The organism is Deinococcus roseus (assembly GCF_014646895.1).
Taxonomy (GTDB): Bacteria; Deinococcota; Deinococci; order Deinococcales; family Deinococcaceae; genus Deinococcus_C; species Deinococcus_C roseus.
Window position 1 is genome coordinate 12,279 of the sequence record NZ_BMOD01000027.1, and the last position, 19,987, is coordinate 32,265.

17 protein-coding genes are annotated in these 19,987 nt (G+C 56.8%); 6 read left to right on the top strand and 11 right to left on the bottom strand.

Annotated features, from left to right (window positions below):
• Window positions 1–99 precede the first annotated feature (99 nt).
• The 7 genes from IEY52_RS22185 to IEY52_RS22215 all read right to left on the bottom strand — a co-directional run bounded on the left by IEY52_RS22185 (window position 100) and on the right by IEY52_RS22215 (window position 8,817).
• Window positions 100–1,551: a family 43 glycosylhydrolase gene (locus IEY52_RS22185; RefSeq protein ID WP_189007211.1), complete on the bottom strand. Its 1,452-nt coding sequence runs from the start codon at window positions 1,549–1,551 to the stop codon at window positions 100–102.
• Window positions 1,552–1,876: 325 nt separating this feature from the next.
• Entirely contained in the window at window positions 1,877–2,932 is a 1,056-nt protein-coding gene (locus tag IEY52_RS22190) for a zinc-dependent alcohol dehydrogenase (protein WP_189007214.1), read from the bottom strand.
• Window positions 2,929–3,948: an arabinan endo-1,5-alpha-L-arabinosidase gene (locus IEY52_RS22195; RefSeq protein ID WP_189007217.1), complete on the bottom strand. Its 1,020-nt coding sequence runs from the start codon at window positions 3,946–3,948 to the stop codon at window positions 2,929–2,931. Before IEY52_RS22195 ends, IEY52_RS22190 begins: the two co-directional genes overlap by 4 nt.
• A gap of 11 nt (window positions 3,949–3,959) precedes the next feature.
• The gene (gene arfA, locus IEY52_RS22200; RefSeq protein WP_189007220.1) at window positions 3,960–5,450 is read right to left on the bottom strand and encodes an arabinosylfuranosidase ArfA; all 1,491 of its coding nucleotides are present in this window, start codon (window positions 5,448–5,450) and stop codon (window positions 3,960–3,962) included.
• A 183-nt stretch (window positions 5,451–5,633) separates the two neighbouring features.
• Window positions 5,634–6,488 carry a carbohydrate ABC transporter permease gene (locus tag IEY52_RS22205; RefSeq protein ID WP_189007222.1) on the bottom strand — a complete coding sequence of 285 codons (855 nt, stop codon included), beginning with the start codon at window positions 6,486–6,488 and terminating at the stop codon, window positions 5,634–5,636.
• Between the two features lies 1 nt (window position 6,489).
• On the bottom strand, window positions 6,490–7,440 hold the full coding sequence (locus tag IEY52_RS22210; protein WP_189007225.1) for a carbohydrate ABC transporter permease: 951 nt from the start codon (window positions 7,438–7,440) through the stop codon (window positions 6,490–6,492).
• 69 nt (window positions 7,441–7,509) lie between these two features.
• Window positions 7,510–8,817, bottom strand: coding sequence for an ABC transporter substrate-binding protein (locus IEY52_RS22215; RefSeq protein ID WP_189007229.1), 1,308 nt, complete (start codon window positions 8,815–8,817; stop codon window positions 7,510–7,512).
• A 595-nt stretch (window positions 8,818–9,412) separates the two neighbouring features.
• On the opposite strand from IEY52_RS22215, the gene IEY52_RS22220 reads away from it, so the two are divergent.
• The 4 genes from IEY52_RS22220 to IEY52_RS22235 all read left to right on the top strand — a co-directional run bounded on the left by IEY52_RS22220 (window position 9,413) and on the right by IEY52_RS22235 (window position 12,772).
• Window positions 9,413–10,456, top strand: a complete 1,044-nt coding sequence (locus IEY52_RS22220) for a LacI family DNA-binding transcriptional regulator (protein WP_189007231.1) — start codon at window positions 9,413–9,415, stop codon at window positions 10,454–10,456.
• 119 nt (window positions 10,457–10,575) lie between these two features.
• A complete protein-coding gene (locus IEY52_RS22225) occupies window positions 10,576–10,914 on the top strand; it encodes a hypothetical protein (protein ID WP_189007234.1) in 339 nt (112 codons plus the stop codon).
• A gap of 188 nt (window positions 10,915–11,102) precedes the next feature.
• Window positions 11,103–11,717, top strand: a complete 615-nt coding sequence (locus IEY52_RS22230) for a hypothetical protein (protein WP_189007237.1) — start codon at window positions 11,103–11,105, stop codon at window positions 11,715–11,717.
• Between the two features lie 32 nt (window positions 11,718–11,749).
• On the top strand, window positions 11,750–12,772 hold the full coding sequence (locus tag IEY52_RS22235; RefSeq protein WP_189007240.1) for a serine hydrolase domain-containing protein: 1,023 nt from the start codon (window positions 11,750–11,752) through the stop codon (window positions 12,770–12,772).
• Window positions 12,773–12,868: 96 nt separating this feature from the next.
• Here IEY52_RS22235 and IEY52_RS22240 read toward each other — a convergent pair whose 3' ends face one another.
• The gene (locus IEY52_RS22240) at window positions 12,869–13,486 is read right to left on the bottom strand and encodes a tetratricopeptide repeat protein (RefSeq protein ID WP_189007244.1); all 618 of its coding nucleotides are present in this window, start codon (window positions 13,484–13,486) and stop codon (window positions 12,869–12,871) included.
• 349 nt (window positions 13,487–13,835) lie between these two features.
• Here IEY52_RS22240 and IEY52_RS22245 point away from each other — a divergent pair, with 349 nt between their 5' ends.
• Window positions 13,836–16,205: a sensor domain-containing diguanylate cyclase gene (locus tag IEY52_RS22245; RefSeq protein WP_189007260.1), complete on the top strand. Its 2,370-nt coding sequence runs from the start codon at window positions 13,836–13,838 to the stop codon at window positions 16,203–16,205.
• Window positions 16,206–16,314: 109 nt separating this feature from the next.
• Window positions 16,315–16,482, top strand: a complete 168-nt coding sequence (locus tag IEY52_RS22250; RefSeq protein ID WP_189007263.1) for a hypothetical protein — start codon at window positions 16,315–16,317, stop codon at window positions 16,480–16,482.
• A 14-nt stretch (window positions 16,483–16,496) separates the two neighbouring features.
• On the opposite strand, the gene IEY52_RS22255 is transcribed toward IEY52_RS22250, so the two are convergent.
• The 3 genes from IEY52_RS22255 to arsN2 form a co-directional block, all read right to left on the bottom strand.
• A complete protein-coding gene (locus IEY52_RS22255; protein WP_189007266.1) occupies window positions 16,497–18,167 on the bottom strand; it encodes a M23 family metallopeptidase in 1,671 nt (556 codons plus the stop codon).
• Window positions 18,168–18,475: 308 nt separating this feature from the next.
• Window positions 18,476–18,988 carry an arsinothricin resistance N-acetyltransferase ArsN1 family A gene (locus IEY52_RS22260; protein ID WP_189007269.1) on the bottom strand — a complete coding sequence of 171 codons (513 nt, stop codon included), beginning with the start codon at window positions 18,986–18,988 and terminating at the stop codon, window positions 18,476–18,478.
• Window positions 18,985–19,863 carry an arsenic resistance N-acetyltransferase ArsN2 gene (arsN2, locus tag IEY52_RS22265; RefSeq protein ID WP_189007273.1) on the bottom strand — a complete coding sequence of 293 codons (879 nt, stop codon included), beginning with the start codon at window positions 19,861–19,863 and terminating at the stop codon, window positions 18,985–18,987. Before arsN2 ends, IEY52_RS22260 begins: the two co-directional genes overlap by 4 nt.
• Window positions 19,864–19,987 lie beyond the last annotated feature (124 nt).

Here is a 19,987-nt window from a genome sequence, read left to right on the forward strand (position 1 = left end):
GGTGCTTTAGCCAAAACTTTGTGTCAAATGCTGATCGCTGATCGCTGACGGCTGACCGCTGATGGCTTTTTGCCCTCGGCCCTCGGCTCTCGGCAAGCCTTACTTCACAACAACAAATTTCCAGTTCTGCGCAGGGTGGTTGTTGGGCACCCAGGTGCGCACGTCCGTTCCAGGGTTGCCGCCAGCGAACACGCTGTCCACGGCCAGGAAGGTTTTCTCCCCGACCAGGCGCACGTAACCAAGACCCATGTCGTCTGCAAACCAGTTCTGTGCGAAAAGGTCATTGCAGGTCCACACGTCGATGTTGGTTCCGGGGGCAGCATTGCCGCCTTGCAAATCGAGGCACAAATCTTTGTTGCCGACCATGCTGCGCAGACGGAAGTAGCCTTCCTTGACGCTTTCCAGCTTCCACTGTTGCTGGGCTTTGCCGCTGCAGGTCCACTGGATCACGTCGGTGCCAGGGGTGGTCCCGCCGTCTTTGACATCCAGGCACAGGTTGTTGACGTGGTTTTTGAGGGTGTAGGTTTCCCCGACTTTCAGGTCATCCCCTGTGCCTCTTTCCTCAAAATGCGGCCAGCCGTTCTTCCAGGAGATCTTGCGCACCTGCATTCTGGGGTTCCCGAAGTAACTGCTGTCGTAATGGTGGTAAACCATGTAACTGCTGTCTCCTTCAGTGAACACGTCCTGACCTCCGGGGGCTTTCTGGCTCAGGTAAGTGTTGAGGAGGATGGTTCCCCCTCCATCTTTCAGGTCCAGACCCTTCTGGTCCAGGTAAGGGCCTTTGATGTCTTTGCTGCGGCCCAATGCAATTTTGTAGGTGCTGTTCAGACCCTGACAGCAGAAATCCCAGGACATGAACAGGTAGAAATACCCGTCTTTTTTCAGAATTGCAGGCGCTTCCAGAGGGTTCCATTCCGTTTTGGGCCGGTTCGCAAGGGTCACGATGTCACCCTGGGGGGTCTTGAAGTCCTTCAGTTCGGTGATTTTCAGACCGCTGGCAAAAGAACCGAAGGACAGGTACCACTTGCCATCCACAATGGACACATCCGGGTCAATGGCGTTGTAATCCTGCACTCCCGCTTTGGAGGTGAGCACCACCCCTTCATCCGTCCAGGTGCTGGTTTTGCAGGGGTCTGTGCTGCTGGTCACCCCAATGGCGGAATTGTTGGTCCCAAACTCGGAAACAGCGTAGTACAGGAAGTATTTTTTGGAGGCAGCGTCGTAGACCACATCTGGAGCCCACACGTTCCCGGTCTTAAAGGCTTTGGTGATTTCTGGGGCAGGAATTTCTCCGATGGTGACCCAGGGACCGGAAGCATCTCCCTGAGACACGTGCACCAGAATGCCACCAGGGTTGGTGTTTTCGCGGCCAAGGCCGGTGGAGAAAGCACAGTAGGTGTCTCCAGCTTTGATCAGGGTGGGATCATGCGCCCCGAGTTCCCCGGACATGTTCAGCAGGGATTTCTCAGGGGCCGGGGGAGTGACTGGCACAGGCGCGTTGGCACAGGACACCAGAGAGAGGGCAGCAATGATGGGCAGGGTGTGTTTCATAAAACCTCCAGGCATGCCAGGAGCCAGAGGCCGAAAGCGTGTGCAGTCGGCTGCTGGTCTGGTCGTTGGGTTGTTGGGTTGGGAATGTTTTTGTGGTTTTCTTGTGAAAAGCCCATCAGTACAGGTTCATGGGCACAATTCAGGGCCAGTGCAGGTCAGGCTGCAGCAGGATGTTTCTTGGGGGATGTTTCTTGTGGGATGGGGCAGGTCTGCTGACCTTCAACCCCGAGCACAAGATGTTCTTGCTTCTGTCTTTCACACGGGATGTGAAACGGTTGGGTTGGTGGGTGTCCTGCTGCTCAAACCTGATGCAGAGAGGTTTTGCTCAGGCGTTCTCTGTGGGAGCGCCCACCCGCACCACCACTTTCAGCACCTCTGGCAGCAGTTCTGCATGGGTTCTGAACGCCTCCTGCACCTCACTTAAAGGGTAAATGTGGGACACGATCTCTTCGAGTCTGATCTGTCCGGTCTGCACCAGACGGATGCAGGCAGGATAGGTGTGCTTCATGCGGCGGGCGAACACCAGGGTCAGGCCTTTTCTGCGGGCCAGGGCGTGTTGCACCTCGCACCGGTCATCTCCGGGGATGCCCACCAGCACCAGACGGGCTCCGGGTCTGCACAGTTCTGCACCCAGTTGCACGGCGGGGCCTGCCCATGCGGCTTCAAAAACCACGTCGTAATCGCCTCCCATGGTGTAGGAGGCTTCATGGGTGTCGGTTGCGCCCCACTGCTCAGCGGCTTTTCTGCGCCACGCCAGGGGTTCAATCACCGTCAATTGGGTCACGCCAGAAAGGGCCAGCAGTTTGGTCAGCAAAAGTCCAATGGGGCCAGCACCGATCACGGCCACCCGGTCCCCCACATCCACCTGTCCCAGACGCACAGCATGCAGGGACACACCCAGAGCCTCCAGCAAAGCTCCGGCATCGTTGCTGACCTCATCAGGAAGAATGAAGCAGTTCTTTGCCGGGACCGTCATGCTGTCCTGCAAAGCTCCGTGGTGCGGATACACCCCTAAAAAAGTGTGGTGGGGGCACAGGTTGGGGTGCCCCTCCTCGCACTGTCTGCAGTGACCGCAGGCCACGTGGGGTTCCACGGCAACGCGGTCCCCAACACGCAGAATCTGGTGGTCTCCCCCTCTGGCTTCTGGGGCCACTTCGGTGATTTCACCGCAGAATTCGTGGCCCAGAATCAGGGGGGTTTTGATGCTGGTGTCTCCAATGCGGTAATCCTGGTACATGTGGATGTCACTGCCGCACACCCCCACACTCAGCACCCGAATCCGCACTTCTCCCGCTTTTAAAGCCTGAAGTTCTGGGGAAGGACCGACCTCGAAGGTTTCCTTCGCAGTCAGGTAAGCAGCCTGGGTGATGGGCGAGGTCATTGGGAGGCCTCGTAGTCTCCGGGGTTCACGGAGGGCCAGCCGTCTCTGTCCCACTGCAGTTCCGTGACTTGCAGGGTGATGCTGCCCATCAGGTCACCATCGTAGAAGTGGTGGGCCAGCAGGTAACGGTCTCCGTCTTTGTAAACAGATTGCCCACCAGGACCGACAAAACGCCCGGTGGTTTCCAGCAGCAAGCTTCCGCCACCTTCTGCCATGTCCTTGCCGTTTCTGTCCAGGTAAGGTCCGGTAATGGTCCTGGAGCGGCCCACCATCATCTTGTAGGTGCTGTCCAGTCCCGCGCAGCAGCGGTCAAAAGACACGAACAGGTAGTAATACCCGTCCCGTTCCAGCAGGGCAGGCGCTTCGATGGCTCCGCCGCCTCTGGAGGCAAGCTTGTAAATCTCTGGGTTGCTGTTCAGCAAAAGGCCCGTGCTGGGGTCCAGTTCACGCATTTTGATGCCGTCCCAGAAAGATCCAAAGGCCAGCCAGGAGCGTCCGTCCGGGGTGTCCAGACGGGCAGGGTCAATGGCGTTCCAGTTGTCCATGCCTGCCATGCTTCTAAGCACCATGCCTCTGTCCTGCCATTTGTAATTGGGATTTTTGGGGTCCAGGGTGGTGTTGGTCAGGAGTCCTATGGCGCTCTCGTTGGTGCCAAAGTGGCTGGCTGCGTAGTACAGGTAATACACGCCGTCTTTTTTGTAGACTTCGGGGGCCCACAAATTGGGCACCACGAAAAGCTCGGGCATGATCCAGTCGGGCTGCTCATCCAGCACCGAACCGAGTTTTTGCCAGTCCTTGAGGTCTTTTGAGGCCCGAACCTGAATGTTGCCCCCAGCGTACATCGGGTCTCCCGTGGAGAACACATAATAGGTATCGCCGTCTTTGAAGATTCCTGGGTCGTGTGCGCCCAGATCGCCTGTCAGTCCCTGTGTTGTTCCCTGTGTCATTCCATGTCCTCCCAAAAGCAGGGTGCCCAGCAGGGCGAGGTTTTTCAGGGGTTTTTTCCAGAAGGTCATGCCACACTCCTTTAAAATTCCAGCACCACTGCCGTGAAGGACAGTGCAGGCAGGCTGAGCACCAGTTTGCCGTCCTTCACTTCAGGGGCAGCAATGGTGTGCATCACAAGGTTTTCGGGGTCCTCGAAGGAGTTTTGGGCTTTGGGGTCCGTTCCAGACAGCTGGTAAGCCACTTTCACGCTTCTGGGGGCTTCGCTCTGGAACACGATTTCGGTGGTGGTTTCACTGTTCTGATTGCGGTTCACCAGAAACACTGTGCCTTCGTGCTTTTCAGGGTCAAAGCTGGCACTGGCGTCCAGCACATCCACCGCACCATGTTTTCTGGTTTCGTAGGTGTCAGACAGCACGTTCAGACTGAGCGCCTGACCAGAGGCATGCTTTGAAAAAGCCAGGAAAGGATAGTAGATGGTCTGCTTGAACATGCCGTCCGTGCGGGTCATGATCGGAGCGATCACATTGACCACCTGCGCCAGAGAAGCCATTTTCAGCACATCGGCGTGCTTTAAAAAGACGTTCATCCACTGGGCCACCACCAGGGCGTCTTCCAGGTTGTAGACCTCCTCCAGGATGTGGGGGGCCTGCTGCCAGTCGCCGTTGCCGTTCATTTCGCGGTACCAGACGTTCCACTCGTCCCAGGAGATGAACACATCTTTCTTGCTGCGCTTTTTGGCCTTCACGTACTGGATGGTGGCAGCAATGGTGTTCAGGTGCTGCTCGAAAAGTCTGGTGTAACCCAGGTAACTTCCGGTGTCATCGTCGCGGTTGTAGGCGTAGTAGTGCATGGAGAGGTAATCGATCTGGTCCCAGGTTTCTTCCAGCACCACACGGTCCCAGTCGGGGTAGCTGTTCATCTCGCTGCTGCTGGATCCACAGGCGATCAATTGAATGGAAGGGTCGATCAGTTTCATGGCTTTGGCGGCCTGCACGGCTTTCTTGCTGTAATCTTCAGCAGAAAGCTGACCCACCTGCCAGGGGCCGTCCATCTCGTTGCCCAGGCACCAGAACTTGACCCCGTAAGGCTGCTCCGAGCCGTTCTGGATGCGCAGGTCGCTGTATTTGGTGCCCGCTTCCAGGTTGCAGTACTCCACGATGTTGGCAGCGTCCTGAATGCTGCCGGTCCCCAGGTTCACGGCCATCATGGGTTCGGTCCCCAGTTCAGAGCAGACCTTCATGAATTCATCCGTGCCAAACTGGTTGGTTTCGATGCTGCGCCACGCCAGATCCCGTTTGACTGGACGGTTCTCGCGGGGTCCAATCCCGTCTTCCCAGTTGTACCCGGACACAAAATTCCCACCCGGGTAACGGATCGAACGGAAATTCAGCTCTTTCAGGGCTTCCATCACGTCTCTGCGGATGCCGTTCTCATCGGAAAGGGGGCTTTTGGGATCGTAAATGCCTTCGTAAACGCAGCGGCCCATGTGTTCGGCAAATCCACCAAAAATGTAGGGGCTGATGTCACTGATGGTTCTTCTGGTGTCGAGGTAAATGGTGGCAGTCTTCATTTGTGGGAACCTTTCAAAATGGGAGTCTGGGTGGGGGTTGCCGAGAGCCGAGAGCCGAGAGCCGAGAGCCGAGAGCGTAAGGTGCTTTCACTACAGCGGGTTGTCAAGAACCATAGGCTAAAGCTCAAGCTTTGAAATGCCCTCGGCCCTGTGCCCTCGGCGGGTCATCAGGCCGTCAAGCCCTCACTCTTTCAGCCCCGTCAGCGTCATGCCCTGCTCGATGTACTTCTGGGCAAACACGTACACGATCAAGACGGGAATGGCAGTCAGGGTGGCTCCGGCCATCAGTTTTCCGTACTCGATGCCGTAGCGCATGGTGAAGTTGCCGATGCCCACGGGCAGGGTCAGCATGTCGCCGTGCACCATGAACTGGGGCCACAGGTAGTTGTTCCAGGCCCCCAGGAAGGAGAACACGCCCAGCGTGACCAGCGCAGGAACCGAAAGGGGCAAGATGATTCTGAAGAAGATGATGAGGCTGTTGGCTCCGTCCAGACGCGCAGCTTCTTCGAGTTCCAGGGGAATCGAGGAGAAGAACTGCCGCATCATGAACACCCCGAAGACGTTGGCCACGCCAGGCCAGATCATCACGTGGTAAGAGTCGATCCAGTTGAACTGGATCATCATGATGTAACTGGGAATGAGGATCACGATGCCAGGCACCATCATGGAGGCCAGGATGAACCAGAACCATTGTTCTTTGCCTTTGAACTGCATGCGGGCGAAGGGGTAGGCGGTCAGGCAGGCCACCAGCAGGTGGGCTGCAGTGTAGGCCACCGAGGTGAAAACCGAGTTCCAGGCCCAGCGCAGGATGTTGGCATCGGGGGTGTTGAGGATGATGTCAAAGTTTTCCAGGGTGGGGTTTTTGGGGAACCACTGCACGGGCTGGGCGATGGCGTCACCGTCGGTTTTGAAGGCTGTGATGAGCATCCAGTACAGCGGGGCAATGAAGATCAGGGCCTGGATGCACAGCAGGACGAAACGCAGGGTTTCTTTTGGCATTTTGAAACGGGGTGCTGCTTTGGGGGCCTGTACAGTCATGTCATTTCTCCCTGCTGCGGGTCACGTCTTTGGCCATCATGCGAAACTGGATGGCCGTGAAGACCAGCATGATCAGACCGAACACAAAAGACATCGCGGTGGCCGAGGAAAACTGGTTGTTGGAAAAGCCCTCTTCGGTGATGTAGTGGATCACCGACTGGGTCATGCGGCTTGGGCCTCCGTTGGTCATCAGGACACTCTGGCCGTACAGATTGAAAGAGGCCAGCACGGTGGTGACCGCCACAAAGAGGGTGGTGGGTTGCAGCAGGGGCAGGGTGATGTGCCAGAACTTCTGAAATCCGTTGGCCCCGTCCAGTTCGGCTGCTTCGTAGTAGCTCTGGGAGATGCCGCTCATCGCTGCGAGGTAGAGGTTCATGTTGAAGCCCACCGTCCACCAGACGGTGGCAATCACAATGGGCAGCCAGATGATGTTCTCGTCGGTCATGTAGTTGATGATCGGCAAATTGAACACGTCACGCCGGACCACGTTGATCAGGCCGTTGCCGTTGTCAAAGACCCAGCGCCACAAGATCGCCACCACCGACACCGAAAGGATGCCGGGAGAGAAAAACACCGTGCGGAAAAACCCTCTGAACAAAATGGGTTTCTGCAGTTGCACAGCCAGCACCAGGGCCACCACCACCAGGGCGGGCACGCTGAGCACCACGAAGATGCTGGTGTTGACCACGCTTTTCCAGAAAAATTGCGCCTGAATTTTGTCGATGTCAAAAAGGTTGGTGTAAAACTGCAACCCCACAAAAGGAGTGATGGTGTTGAGGGGGTCCCAGCGGTGCACGCTGATCCACACCCCGTAGGCAATGGGAAACACGAAGAACACAAAAAACAGAATGGCATGGGGCAGCAGGTACAGGTAGGGCACCAGGGGGTTGGATTCGTTCAGGGCAAAAATACTGCGTCTGGGCACGGTGGGTTTGGTGGCGGTTTTCAGCATCTCTCTCCTCCTTCAGGCTGTGGTCCCCGGGGATGGTTGTCTCCCGGGGACGGCCATCTGGCTGGTGTCTTAGAGGCCCAGACTCTGGCGGGCTTCGTCCACGTTCTTCTGTGCTTCTTTCACACCGTCATTGAGGGCGTCCTGCACGGATTTCTTGCCCAGGATGGCGTTTTCGACGGCCAGGAACATGGCGTTCTGCACCTGGTCCACCCAGGGCCAGCCGGTGGGGATGTAGATGTTTTTCAGGTTGTTCTTGATGGGGGCAAAAGGGTTCTTGGCGTAACGGGGATCGTTGGCCACGGCAGGCTGGGTGGGGAGCGCTCCAGATTCGGTGAAGGCCAGCATCTGCTCTTTTTCGGTCATGAAGCGGATGAATTCCAGGGCCGCCTGACGCTTGTTGGCATCGTAGCTGTCTTTCTGGCGGGGCAGCACCAGGTGGGTGTGTGCGCCCCAGGCGGCGGGTTTGCTGCCCAGTGCGGGTGGGAAGGCCACGCCCAGTTTGATGTTCTTGGCGTCACTGTAGAAGTTGTACATCCAGGCCCCGTTGGTGTTGAAGCAGCTCTTGCCTCCACGGAAGTCTGCAATGGCGGTGTCGTCGGTGAGTTTGGCGGGGGAAACCTGGCTCTTGTTGACGAAATCCACGTAGGTCTGGATGGCTTTCACGGCTTCAGGGCTGTTGAAGTCGGGGTTGAAGTCCTTGTCCACGGTGTTGGCACCGAAGCTGCGGATCGCACCATAAGCGGTGAAGAGGGCTCCTGCTGCGTTGTGGGACACACCCCAGCCGTAGGTGGCCAGTTTGGCCTGATCGAATCCGGCTTCTCCGGGGTGCTTGCCGCCCTGGTCCACGGTGCATTTCTGGGCTGCGGCCAGGAACTCTTTCATGGTTTTGGGGATCTTTTTGATGCCGTATTTGTCCAGCAGGTTCTGGTTGTAGAACATCACCACGGACACCTGGCTGAAGGGAATCCCGAAGACCTTGCCTTTGTAGAGGCCGCCCTGCCAGAGGTTCTTGTAGTAGTTGCTGGATTTGATGCCCAGTTTCTTGATGTCTGCTGCGGTGATTTCGGCAACGGCATTTTTGGCAACGAAGTTGTTGATGACGTTTTCGGTCATGGCGAGCACATCGGGGGCTTTGCCTGCGGCAACCAGGGGGCCAATTTGCTGGTAGGTGGTGCCCCAGGCCACGGCACTGGCTTTGACCACCACATTGGGGTGGCTTTCGTTGAATTTCTTCACCAGGTTTTCCATGTCGATGCGGTCGGAGGCGGTGTAACCGTGAATGAAGGTGAGTTCAACTTTGGGGCCGCTGTAGGTGTTGTCTACGGCGAAGGCGGTGGCGCTCAGCAGGCAGCTCAGGACAATGATGCTTCTTTTCATGACTCTCTCCTTGGGGTGCAACACCAAAACACGGGCAACTCAGGCCTGGAATGTGAATGTGGGAACCGCCTGTGGTCCTCGGTGTGTTAGCGATCACATTGATTGTGGTTTCCTTCTGTGAACGATCACAGACTAGCACCTTTTCCAAAGGCTTGTCAACCACCCTTTGTGTCCCTTGAAAAAACCCCTCAAAATCACTCAAGCCCCAGACAGAAAGCCTTTGTGCAGCGGAAAAACGATGTATTTGTGTACCTGGATCAATCCCTGCCTTCAGAGCCTTTCTTCACCTGCTTCAGCCCTGCGGGGGTGTTGCCATGATGGGTGCGCTCACAATCCTTTGCACTGGCCCTGCAGGATGAAGCCTTCAAAAAGCCCTGTTGCATCCAGCAAAAGAACCATCCGATTTCAAAACCGCTCTGAAAGCCCGCCAGAGGTCTAAACAGATTCCGCTCAGGATGTGGCAGAACTTGTGAGCAACCTTGACGCATTCCAGCTTTATTCTGTAAAGTGATGTTACCGCTCACTTAAAGATCACAACCTCACCGTGGGCCGCAACCTGCACTGCACCACCCGAGTGTCGGTTTCAGGAGCAAACATGAGCACCCAACCTCACAAACCTGCTGTCATCACCGATGTGGCAAAACGCGCTGGCGTGTCCCACCAGACCGTCTCCAGGGTCCTCAACAAACACCCCAGCGTTTCCGAACACACCCGCAAAAAAGTGCTGGAAGCCATTCAGGAACTTGATTACCGCCCCAACCTCACCGCCCGCAGCCTGGTCACCCGCAAGACCTCCACCATCGGGGTGGTCAGTTGTGGGTCATCACAATACGGCCCCTCCCAGATGGTTTACGGCATCGAACTTGCAGCGCGGGATGCCAATTACCATGTGATCATCACCAACATCACCGAGCTGACCCGCGAGCAGATCAGCGACGCCATTGACCACCTGATGAACCAGCAGGTGGAAGGCATCATCCTGATCACCCCCCTGATCATCAAACTGGGAGACATCAAGGACTTGCTGCCCAGCGTGCCTTACGTGCTGATCGACGCACCCTGGGGCATTGATTTGCCCACCGTGATGATCGATCAGGTCTCGGGTGCCCGCAAAATCACCCGCCACGTGCTGGACCGGGGCCACCAGAAAATTGCTTTCCTTTCTGGGCCACTGCACTGGAGCGACGCCAGAGGCCGTCTGGAAGGCTTCCAGCAGGAAATGCAGCACGATGGTCTCGTGGCCGATCTGATTGTGGAAGCCGACTGGAGCGCCGAAGGGGGCTTCCTGGCCACCCAGAAACTTTTAAAGAAAAACTTTGATTTCACCGCCATGATTGCCGCCAACGACCAGATGGCCCTCGGAGCCATTCGTGCTTTCAAAGACGCGGGTTTGAGGGTTCCCGAGGACATCTCCATTGTGGGCTTTGACGACATCCCCGAAGCGGCTTTCTTTGACCCGCCGCTGACCACCATCAAGCAGAATTTTGGCCTGCTGGGCAAACGGGGCGTGACCCACCTGCTGGAACGCCTCTCCGACCCCCACACCGACGTGAGCCAGAGCGTGATCCAGACACAACTGGTGCCCCGTCACAGCGTGAAAGATTTGACTGCTGTCGGAAAAGAACGCACCAAATCCTGAGCCTTTCCATTCAGAAGACCGGATTCTCCGGTCTTTTCTGGTCATTGCTCAGCAGGGGAATCCTCGTGCTGAGCAATGACCAGAATTTCTCATGCTGGATGCTTACACTGCAACCAGACATGAAAAAAAGCTTGAATGTGTTTCTGATGTTCATGCTGTGCTGTGTGGTGACTGCGCAATCTTTCCAGCAGCCTAACGACATCAACGGTTTAAGTGCGGATGATGTTGCCAAACTTTGTGCCATTGCCCTGTCGTACCAGCACAATGGTGACATTGCTGTTCACGACCTGAAAGTGGTTTACCTGAGCAAAGAACGGAGATGGAAGGCGGTGGTCAGATCAGAAGTCAGCCTTCCAGGCTTTGTCAGCCATGAAACGGGGGTCTGTTACGTTTCTGGAAAGAAGGCAGACATGAAGATCAAAAGCAGTTTTTCTTTGAAGGCAGAAAAACGACCATGATCACTGCTCAGTATCCATTTCCGGTGCTGAGCAGTGACCTTTTTTGTTGATCTTTGCCCTGGCTTCAGACCTCAACTGCTGCGTTGATCAGTGGAACAGAAGGATTCTTTTGAATCCTTCTGTTCCAAACAACATTAACCCAGGAAACAACCTCTTATTCCTCTGTTAAAGGCTCTAAAATGGTTTTCATGCCACCCACCCGAATGCTGATTTCTTGCTTTTCCCTGATGGTGCTGGCAGGATGCCAGACCCTCCAGATCCCTCAAAGCCCCCTCAAAACCCTGGGCACCCGCACCGTGGAGAAATGGACAGAAGGCAAAACCGGTTTTGTGATCCTGTCCCAGACGCATGGAGAGGCCTACCCCACCAACACCACCATCAACACCCATGGGGAATTCACCCTCCAGTTGCCCCAACTGGATTCCAGCCTGCTCTTTGAAGCAGCCTTCACACTGTTGCCTGGCTGTGAGTTCAAAGTCATTCCCAGTGATCCGCAAGCCCACCTGATGCATGGAACTTTGCTGGTCAAACAGGACGGAGACGACACCAGACGCATCTTGCAGATCTGGGGGTCGTCCGGCGTCAATGACACCAGTCAACGCTTCCATCTGGTCTACAGTGACCGTTCTGTGCATCTGGGGGGCACCCAGCACTGCTCCACCCTGTTTGGTCCCTACGTGCAGCACAACAACATGCAACTGGTGAAAGGCTGGAACATCGTGAAGGTGGAATACCAGGGAAACCTGGAGGCCGATGTCACCGCCAGCACCTCTCTGCCTGCCCATGTCAGGTTCCTGTATTGAGAGGCAAACCCTGACAAAGGTTAAACTGACCCATGCCTGACCACAGCCATTCCCTGCGCCTGCTGGAGGATTTTCGCAACAGAGAAGGTCTCCCCGGGGTTTCAATTGCTGTGCTGCGCAATGGTGTGCCAGAAGTGGTTGCTGCTGTGGGCACTGCAGGTCGTGCTGGAAGCCAGCCCCTGACCCCAGATGCTGTTTTTCCCATTTACAGCGTCACCAAAACCCTGATTGCGGTTGCTGTTCTGCTGCTCAGAAGAGAACATGCCTTTGAGCTGGAAGACCCCATCCAACAGCACCTTCCTGGTCTCCCCTTCTCTGAACCCCTCACCCTGCGCCAGTTGCTGACCCACACCAGTGGCCTGCCAGATTATGGCCCCACCCAGGCCTACAAAGCAGCCCTTCAAAAGCACCCAGCTCAGCCCTGGACTGCTGAAGCATATTTAGACGTGGCCACTCAACAGGGTTTGCAGCCTCAGGGCCAGTTTTCATACTCCAACATCGGGTACCTGCTGCTCAAAATGCTGCTAAAGCACCTGACCGGAGAAACCCTCAAAGATCTGCTGCACAGGCTTTTGTTTGCACCCCTGAAGTTGCAGCACACCCGGGTGATTGAAACGCAGGCAGATTTGCTGCACCTCACACCGGGGTTCAGCAAAGTCTGGGGTCAGGAGTGGCAGGATGTGCGCTCCATGTACCATCCTGGCTGGGTGGCCCATGGTCTGGTGGCTTCCACGGCATCAGAATTGGCCCTTTTGCTGGACAGCCTTTTCACCCCTGGAATCCTGAAACCCCAGGAAATGGGTGAACTGATGGAAGGTGTTGTTGTGGCAGACCACCACCCGATCTTCACGGTGCCAGGTTATGGCCTGGGCCTGATGCTGGACGCTTTGAACCATGAATTCATGGGGCATGGGGGGGGCGGACCGGGGTACTCCATTGGTGCCCTGCACTGCCCGGACCGGTATGGAGACAGCATCACCTGCGTGGCAATGGTCAATCAGGATGGTGGATGGGGGCTGGATCTGGCCCACCAGGGGATTTTGCATCTGGAGTGATGGCTGAAGAGAAAACATCAAACAGGACGGAAAACAGACTTCCACAACAAAAGGCTGCCTTTCCAGGCAGCCCGCTCCGGGTGAACCCTCAAGCTTTTACCAGTTGATCAGGGCTTTTTTGGCATCTTCATAGCCATTTTTGGCCGATTCCTGCAGGTAGGCAAAAGCCAGGTCCAGGTCAACAGCAACCCCCGCACCATCGCGGTACATGGTGCCCAGGTAGTACTGGGCGTAAGCCACACCCTGATCTGCGGCCAGCTTGAACCAGTAAGCAGCATTTTTGCCGCTCTGGGCCACCCCATCGCCACGGTAGTACATGATGCCCAGGGCAGCCTGGCCGAACTTCTGGCCCCGTTTGGCAGCCTCGCTGTACCAGAAGAAAGCCTCGGCCGTGTCTTTTTTCACACCATCTGCCTGGTAATACATGTCTCCGAGGTTGTTCATGGCATCGGCCTGTCCCTGCTCTGCAGCCAGCGCATACCAGGTCATGGCGTAATCGTTGTTTTCCTTGAAGCCCTGACCGGAATCGGTCATGTATCCCATGGCGAACTGGGAGTAGGCGTCCCCGGCTTTGGCCGGTGCGGCGCATTCCACAGCAGCAGTGGCGAAATCATCCGCATCGAAGGCATCGTAGCAGTCCTGTTTGGTGGCCAGGGCAGTGGAGAGGACGAACAAAAATGAAACAGACAGCACTTTGAACAGGGGTTTTGACATGGTCTGGTGTCCTTTGAAGGGATGATTGGATTGTGGGTGAGGGTTCCCGGCAAAAGGACAGGGGTGGTCGGTTCAGTCAAGGCATTGTAACTTTGCAAATCAAACAGCTTTATGTTTTTTTGTGGCCTGGGCCCTTCATTAAGTTGTTGCCTGAAAGGCACAGAAGCTGTCCAGGCACATTTTGCATGCTGCGCTACAGACCAGAAACAGGGAGGGCCCACAGTTGCAAGAACATTTTTACACTTCTCCTTCAGAAACCTGTGAGGGGCCTGCTGCAACAATGGGATGTTCTGTACGTTGTGTTGCAGAGAGGTTCTGGTGACCCAGCGGGGTCACGTGAGGTGCCCACATGTTTTTACCCCGTGTTTCCACCCCTTTCATGAGGCTGACCCTGTTGCTGCTGGCTGGTCTGGCACTTCCCCTCTTGTGGCCTGATGTGTTTCAAAACCTGCTGAGCACCAGAGGTTTTGAGGTGGACCACCATGACGACTGGCCCCAGAGTCTGGTGGCGCTGCATGTCGGATCTGATGTGCTGATTGGGATTGCTTACGCTGTGATTGCCTCGATCCTGGCCATCCTGGTGCACAAAAACCGCTGCCACCTGCCGTTTGACTGGGTGTTGCTTTCTTTCGGGCTGTTCATTGTGGCTTGCGGCTTCACGCACCTGATGCATGTGCTGGTGCGTTTCACCCCCATGTATTACCTGGACACCTATGTGCGGGCGCTCACCGCCGTTGTGAGTGTGGCCACCGCTGTGGCCCTGCCTCCCCTGATCCCCAGGGTGGCCCAGTTGCTGAAAGCAAACGAGCAGGTGCAGGCCCACCAGCAGGAACTGGAAGACAAAACCCGCGAACTGGAGGCCCTGGCTGCACGGGCAGAATTTCATGCCTCGCTCTCCGATCTGTTGCAGTCGGTTTCGGATCCCCTCACCGTGGCCGAACGCGCCCTGGAGCAGATGGGACCCCTCTTGCAGGCCGAACAGATCCTGGCCATGCGCGTGGTGGATGACCAGGCTGAGCTGTGGGGGGTGTGGGGCAATTTGCGGGAAGACACCCGCAGGCGCATGGAAGGCCGTTCCAGCAGCCCTCTTTCCAGGCTCCCGCTCATTTTGCAGGTGGTGAACAGCGGGGAAGCCCTGTATTTAAATGATTACAGCCAGCACCCACACGCCAGACCCATCGATGGACCGCCCATTGCGGTGGCCCTGGAACCCGTCAAAGACACCCAGGGACGGGTGGTGGCCTCCCTCAACTTCACCCGCCCGGCCACCCTGCCCTGGCAGGACGCAGAGAAGAAATTGATGCGCCGGGCAGCAGCCACTGTCGCTGTGGCCCTCTCCCGCACCGAACTGCAAAGCGCCCTCAGGGAAAGCGAACAGAAGTACCGCAGCATCGCCGAGAATTACCCGAATGGTACGGTGCAACTCTTTGATGCAGATTTGCGTTACCAGTTGATTGATGGAGAAGCCATCCGTGACCTGGGTCTCAGCGCACAGGAACTGGAAGGCAAAACCATCTTTGAGCTGTGGGAGCCAGACTTTGCCCGTGAACTGGAAGCCCATTACCGTCGGGCCCTCTCCGGGAAAGCTGCTGTGCTGGAAGTGGAGTTTCAGGGCCGCTGGTTCCTCAACCGTGCCCTGCCCGTGCGCAATGCAGCAGGCAACATCATGCTGGGCCTCAACACCGCGCAGGACATCACCGAGGAGCGCCAGCAAAAGCAGGAACTGAAACGGCTGGCCAGAGTCAACCAGATTCTGCTGGAAGTGGCCCACCTCTCGCAGGAGCCTGGCACTGCAGAAGAGGTGGCCAGAAAGGTGCTGCTGAAATTCAAGGACGCACTGAGTCTGGACTGGCTGGGCATGGGTGTGCAGGACGGAGACACCGCCAGACTGCACCACATCTGGCACAGCCAGCACGCCACAGGGGTGCTGCAACAGACGCATCTGCCCGACGTGCAACGCGGGGTGGGCATGACCTGGCTGGCCATTGAAGCGGGACACGCGGTGTACATCGACGATTATCCCTCCAGCCCACGGGCCAGTGAGACCTACCTGCAGGTCAAGCTGTCCTCGGTGGCCCTGGTGCCCCTCACCAACCCGGCAACAGGAGACACCATCGTGCTGATCGCCAGCAAAGTGGGAGACAACAGAGGCTGGCAGCAGTGGGAGAAAGAGCTGTTTGAAGCCGCACGGGTCACGGTGGGGGTGGCCATGGAACGCCAGCAGCACCTGCTGCAAATGGAAGAGGCCGCCCTGCAAGACGCCCTGACCGGACTGGGCAACCGGCGGGCCTTTGAGCTGGACCTCAAAACCGAACATGCCCGCTCCAGGCGGCACGACCATGCTTTTGGCCTGATGATGCTGGACCTGGATGGACTCAAGGGCATCAACGACCGCATGGGGCACGAAGCTGGAGACCGCCTGATCGCCTGTTTCGCCCAAGAATTGCAAAGCCACATGCGCACCCATGACCGCTGCTACCGGCTGGGAGGAGACGAGTTTGCCGTGATCCTCTCCCACAGTTCCCTGAGCAGCAGCGAGGTGCTGCATGGACGGATTTGCACCCTGATACAAGGCGTGCAGCAAGAAGGATTCCCCACTGCAGATGTGAGTGTGGGACTGGCTTTCTTTCCAGAGGAACGCTCTGGTCTGGAAGACCTGCTGCGTCTGGCCGATGAACGCATGTACCAGATGAAAGAACGGCACCACCTGGAAACCTGAGCTGCATCACAAAAGTGATTTTGCCTACACATCAGCCTTTCAAGGTGACCTCTCCACAGGTGAATTTCAGCTTCAGCATGGAAACTGGAAAAACCGGAGGAACTTCCAGATGGACATGCTGATCCAGAATGAATGGTTGCTGATTCTTTGTGCCCTGTTCGTGGGGGCGGTGGTGCCTGCAGGCATCAACGTGTGGTGGCGTCACAAAAACGATCCTTATGTGAAACAGCAGGCCAGACGCAAAAAACACAAGCGCAAAAGGCACCACAGCGCCTGAACTCCATCTGGGCCTCAGGGCAACCTGAGCCCATAAATGTTGCGGTCCTTGCCATTCACATACGCCAGATTTCGCCCATCTGGAGAAACCACCCACTGGTCGTAACTGATCTTTCCGGACAGTTTGACCAGGGTTTGCAGTTGCGGTGCCCCCACCTTCCAGGTTTGCACGGTGTGGCTCTGGGGGGTGTCTTTCAGGGGGATCAGCAAGAGGGTTTCTTCACTGCGCCAGCGGTAAGACCCAAACCCCGGAACCTGCCGTTTTTTGCCTTCCCGGTTCACCACAAAAAGCCCGTTTTTGCGGTCCTGGTTGAAAGCCAGAAAATACGCAATCCATTTCCCTTTCGGGCCGATGGTGACGCCGCGGATGTTCAGGGCGGTTTCCAGTTTGCGGGTTTTTCGGGTCTTCAGGTCCAGGGTATACAGCACGCGGTTGTCTGAATTGGGGTTGGTTTTTCCCAGGATGAGCAGGGTGTTCTGGTCCAGAAAGCCCTGCGCTCCGCCTCCATAGACGGTGGTCAGGGTGCTGGGTGCCTGCCCAAAAGTTGCAATGCGGATGCGGGTCTGGCGCTCATCGAAGTTGCCCGATTCCTGGCTTTCGTTCCACACGTAACGGCTGCCTTCCGGAGACCAGATCACGTTGCCCACCTCTGCAGGGAGCGTCTGGATTTTGCCATCCGACAGGCGCTTGATGCGTGTTCCAGCCGGGGTTTCTGGCAGGATCTGATGCCTGAGGTCCGGGGAGTAAAACCCCAGCGGAAGCATGGCCTGGGGTTTCTGCTGGGGCTGCACCACATACCAGCCCACAGGATTTTGCACCGTGGGCCGGTCAATGAACATCAATTGTCTGCTGTCCGGGGTGAACATGGGCAGCACACAGCATCCTCCGGTGGTCAGGCGGGTTTCTTTTACGGGCCAGTCGGTCTTCACAGGCTGGTAGCCAGAGAATTTTCCCTGCTGCGGGGTGTTTTGCACCTGATCTGGAGGCCAGCTTGAAGCAAAACGGTTTAAAAGTGCCCCTCCGCGAAACGCCTGTGGCTGGTCTTCTGGATGCTGCCATTTGCGCACGTTTTCCAGATCCCGCTGGAAACCTCTGGAGAAGCCCCCCTGCACAAACAGGGTGTCCCAGTCTGCTTTGATGTACGGAATGGGGTTGAAGAAACGCATGTGGCTGCTGTCCCGGAGCTCCAGATGCAAATGCGGAGCGCTGCGGCAGGTGAACTGGCTGTCTCCGCTGAACGCCACCACCTGTCCTTTTTTGACTTTCTGGCCCACCTTCAAATCTGGCCTTTTCAGCAAATGACCGTAAAAACTCGCCAGACCATTCCCATGGTTGATGATGAGGTTGTGTGGCGGGGAGCCGTGTGGACCATCCACATCCTGCACCACCCCATCCCCAATGGCGACCACTGCGGTGCCACACGCTGCCGAAATGTCCAGCCCAAAGTGGATCCCCTGCCCTGCCCGGTAGGTGCTGTTGCGCTGCCGGTATGCCCCGGTGGTGTTGCCATACACCTGACCGAGGAGCCAGGTGTCCGGTCCAGCTGGACCTGCAAAAGGCAACCCGAATTGCTGGCTGGGTCTGGGCAACTGGCTGTCTTTGAGGGGCGCTCCAGAGTGGGCTGCAGCGGAAGCACCCAGGGCCAGCGAAAGCAAAAGCAAGTTCAGGGGGTTGGGCAGGGGCATGTTTCGGGTTTTCCTGTTCTGGTGCATGGACCGGGATTTGTGTCCATTGTGTTGTGGAGCGGGGTTTTCTACTGCAAGCTGCGCTTCAATTGGGGGAGACAGGGGGAGCAGCAGGAGAAAGACTGCCATACCCGCACCTCTGAGGCCACACCTGCAACATTTTGATTTTCAGGTTTTCTGGCGGTCCATCCCCACGCCTGTGGGGAAAACAAGACATGAAAGATGCCCACTGTGCCTTCTTTCGGTCCACCCAAAAATGACCAGCGCAACAGCTTTCCAGAGCTCCAAAAATCCAGAGCTTCAAAAATCTAAATTTTTGCGACTGCTCCCAGCAGGCGTTCCACAATCACCACGTCTTTCCAGATGCCTTCCAGCTGGCCGTGCCTGTGGTAGGTCCCAACTTCACGGAAGCCCATCCGGGAGAGCATCTTTAAACTGGCCTGGTTTTCCGGGAACACCCGCGAGAGCAGCTTCCAGAAGCCTGCTTTTTCGCTTTCCTGGATCAGGTGGCGCATGGCGATCTCCCCGAGCTTCTGGCCTCTGGAGGCCCGGTCCACATAAACGCTGAATTCTGCGATCCCTGCGTAACAGTCTCTGGGTCTGTACCCAGAGGTGGAGGCAAAAGCTTTGATTTCACCCTGCACTTCCAGAACCACAATGGGATGCATCCCATCGAACCACTTTTCGATGTCAGCGGTGCTTCTGGGGCGGGTTTCAAAGGTGGAGGTGCGGTCTTCGATGCCCTGGTTGTAAATTTCAGCAATGCTGGGGGCGTCTTGCAGGGTGGCCACACGGCTGGTGATCTGGGGATTTGAGGTCATGATGGGGTCCTTTCCGGCTGATCCTGCCATTCGGCTTGCAGGGCAGAGTAAAGCAACGTCAATGCGTTCTGGATGTGGGGGTGCTCTGGTTCTGGAATGTGCGAGAGGATGCGCCGGGTCTGGGCATTCAGGGTGCTGTTCAGTTGTTCGAGTTGTTGCTGCCCCTTCGAGGTGAGTTCAATCCAGCTGGCCCTGCGGTCTGTCTGGTGGGGGGTTTTACAAATGACCCCTTCTTGCAGCAGGTGTTCCACGTTGCGCGACAGCCAGGCTTTGTCCAGCCTGAGTCGGTCCACCAGTTGCCGCAAGGTCATTTTCTGGGAGCGCCCCAGTTCTGAGAGGATGTGGCAGCGGGTGAGGCTTTCACTGCTGCCCGCACTGGTGCCGCGTTGTTGAAGCTGGTAATGCAGCCGGGTCACCTGCCTGAGCAAATCTGCAGCCAGATTTTCCCTGAGCTGCAGTTGCATCACGGTGGCGGACTGGGGGCAGGCCCCTTGCAGTTCTTCGGAGGCCAGCACTTCTGGTGGGAGGTCTGCGCGCAAGATGCGCTGAAAACCGAACTTCTGGAAGTACCTTTCTGCCGTGGTGGTCAGCAGAAACAGGGTGTGCAGGTTTTGCTGTCTGGCCTGCTGGATCAGGTGTTGCACCAGTGCGGTGCCGTGGCGGTGGTTCTGGTGTTCGGGGGCCACCGCCACCGACCTGAGCAGCCCAAAATCGCCGTGCAGTTCCAGCCCGGCCACCGCTTGCAGCTCCTGCTGGTCTTCTTGCAACCAGAAGTGGGAGAGGTATTCCTGAGCGCCTTGCAGGGGGAGTTGCAATCGGGAAAGCAGGGCTTCAATGCGGGGCCAGTCTGCAGGTGTGGCGGCTTGAATTGGCATGGGGCCTCCAGAGGATGAAGCAAGTGGTTGTCAATCACAACCATTTGTTTCAGCTTAAACAGGGTGTGCCAGTCTGTCAATGCCTCACCTCTGGAAACACAAAACCCCGATCAACACAGACCGG

What these genes read in the sequence shown, in the direction of transcription:
- IEY52_RS22185 (WP_189007211.1), bottom strand. Translation starts at nt 1,551, where the DNA reads ATGAAACACACCCTGCCCATCATTGCTGCCCTCTCTCTGGTGTCCTGT.
- IEY52_RS22190 (WP_189007214.1), bottom strand. Translation starts at nt 2,932, where the DNA reads ATGACCTCGCCCATCACCCAGGCTGCTTACCTGACTGCGAAGGAAACC.
- IEY52_RS22195 (WP_189007217.1), bottom strand. Translation starts at nt 3,948, where the DNA reads ATGACCTTCTGGAAAAAACCCCTGAAAAACCTCGCCCTGCTGGGCACC.
- arfA (WP_189007220.1), bottom strand. Translation starts at nt 5,450, where the DNA reads ATGAAGACTGCCACCATTTACCTCGACACCAGAAGAACCATCAGTGAC.
- IEY52_RS22205 (WP_189007222.1), bottom strand. Translation starts at nt 6,488, where the DNA reads ATGACTGTACAGGCCCCCAAAGCAGCACCCCGTTTCAAAATGCCAAAA.
- IEY52_RS22210 (WP_189007225.1), bottom strand. Translation starts at nt 7,440, where the DNA reads ATGCTGAAAACCGCCACCAAACCCACCGTGCCCAGACGCAGTATTTTT.
- IEY52_RS22215 (WP_189007229.1), bottom strand. Translation starts at nt 8,817, where the DNA reads ATGAAAAGAAGCATCATTGTCCTGAGCTGCCTGCTGAGCGCCACCGCC.
- IEY52_RS22220 (WP_189007231.1), top strand. Translation starts at nt 9,413, where the DNA reads ATGAGCACCCAACCTCACAAACCTGCTGTCATCACCGATGTGGCAAAA.
- IEY52_RS22225 (WP_189007234.1), top strand. Translation starts at nt 10,576, where the DNA reads ATGAAAAAAAGCTTGAATGTGTTTCTGATGTTCATGCTGTGCTGTGTG.
- IEY52_RS22230 (WP_189007237.1), top strand. Translation starts at nt 11,103, where the DNA reads ATGCCACCCACCCGAATGCTGATTTCTTGCTTTTCCCTGATGGTGCTG.
- IEY52_RS22235 (WP_189007240.1), top strand. Translation starts at nt 11,750, where the DNA reads ATGCCTGACCACAGCCATTCCCTGCGCCTGCTGGAGGATTTTCGCAAC.
- IEY52_RS22240 (WP_189007244.1), bottom strand. Translation starts at nt 13,486, where the DNA reads ATGTCAAAACCCCTGTTCAAAGTGCTGTCTGTTTCATTTTTGTTCGTC.
- IEY52_RS22245 (WP_189007260.1), top strand. Translation starts at nt 13,836, where the DNA reads ATGTTTTTACCCCGTGTTTCCACCCCTTTCATGAGGCTGACCCTGTTG.
- IEY52_RS22250 (WP_189007263.1), top strand. Translation starts at nt 16,315, where the DNA reads ATGGACATGCTGATCCAGAATGAATGGTTGCTGATTCTTTGTGCCCTG.
- IEY52_RS22255 (WP_189007266.1), bottom strand. Translation starts at nt 18,167, where the DNA reads ATGCCCCTGCCCAACCCCCTGAACTTGCTTTTGCTTTCGCTGGCCCTG.
- IEY52_RS22260 (WP_189007269.1), bottom strand. Translation starts at nt 18,988, where the DNA reads ATGACCTCAAATCCCCAGATCACCAGCCGTGTGGCCACCCTGCAAGAC.
- arsN2 (WP_189007273.1), bottom strand. Translation starts at nt 19,863, where the DNA reads ATGCCAATTCAAGCCGCCACACCTGCAGACTGGCCCCGCATTGAAGCC.